Genomic DNA, 1305 nt, shown 5'->3' on the forward strand with positions numbered 1-1305 from the left:
CCACACCATCCCGCCCCTGCGCCGCTTCATCAGGGCGGCACCGGGCGCGTTCCGGGTGCTGGGCACGCCGCTGGCCGCCGGTCGCGAGTACGACTGGACCGATCTCCACCAGAAGCGCTCGGTCGTGCTGATCAGCGAGAACTTCGCCCGTGAATACTGGGGCTCGGCGGCGGCGGCGATCGGCAAGCGCATTCGTTCGAATCCGAACGATTCCTGGAGTGAGGTGATCGGCGTAGTCGGCGATGTCCGCCATGACGGGGCGGACCGGCCGTCACCTTCGACGGTGTACTGGCCGCTGCGCTCCTCCCGGTCGGCGACGTTCATGATCCGCGGACCGCGCGCCGGGACGGAAGGCTATGCGGCGGACATCCGCCGCGCGGTATCGGCGGTGAGCGGGGGATTGCCGGTCACGCAGATGCAGACGATGCAGCGGGTATACGACAAGTCGATGTCGCGGACCGCCTTCACGCTGACGCTGCTCGGCATCAGCGGCGGCATGGCCCTGCTGTTGGCGGCCATCGGCATCTACGCGGTGATCGCCTACACGCTCTTGCAGCGGACGCGCGAGATCGGCATCCGCTTGGCGCTCGGCGCCCGACAGGAGAGCCTGCAGCTGATGTTCGTCGGCAGCGGGCTACTGTGGGGCGGCATCGGGGCCGCGGCCGGCCTGGTGGCCGCCGCTCCACTGTCGCACCTGATGTCCGCGCTGCTCTTCGAGGTCGAGCCAATCGATCCGCCGACGTATGCGGTCGTGGTGGTCGGCTCGCTCGCTGCCGCCGCCGTGGCCAGCTACCTGCCGGCGCGCCGCGTCACGCGGATTCACCCGGTCGAGGCGCTCCGGGCCGAGTAGTCGATCGGACGCCAGGACGGCGGACAAGGCCCTGAGGCTCGGGCCCTGTCGCTGGATGGCTTGGTGTAAGCCCTGTCGGCCTGAAGCCGCATCCCAGAGTTGGGAAATCAGGCACGAATTCGCGACTCACTCCTCCCACCACTTTCCCGTCGCTGTGTTGCTGGGAACCTGCTAACCATGTTCACGCTGAGTCAGGTCGTTCCCTGCGGTCGCCGGCGGAAGAGGGGACGGTATGAAGCGTCGAGATGCGGGTGGTTGAGTCATTCGGCCGGCGTCTGTCTACGAGCCATGTGAACGCCGGCACGAGCGGACCCGCGACCGGCCAGGCGCGGGCTGCGCGCACGGCGTCGCTTCATGTTGCCGTGAATCTGCCGCATTGACGCGCGTGCGATCGCGCTGATCGGGCCCAGATACGGTGCCCTGGCGGACTCGCGATCAGCGACCCGCTTGAGCAC

At 68.4% G+C, this 1305-nt stretch carries 1 protein-coding gene; it reads left to right on the forward strand.

Features of this window, described 5'->3' with window-relative positions:
- Nucleotides 1-850, forward strand: an 850-nt coding sequence (locus GEV06_28520; protein MPZ21796.1) for an FtsX-like permease family protein, incomplete at its 5' end; no start/stop codon positions are given.
- Nucleotides 851-1305: the final 455 nt, after the last annotated feature.

It is taken from the genome of Luteitalea sp. (genome assembly GCA_009377605.1).
Classification (GTDB): Bacteria; Acidobacteriota; Vicinamibacteria; order Vicinamibacterales; family Vicinamibacteraceae; genus WHTT01.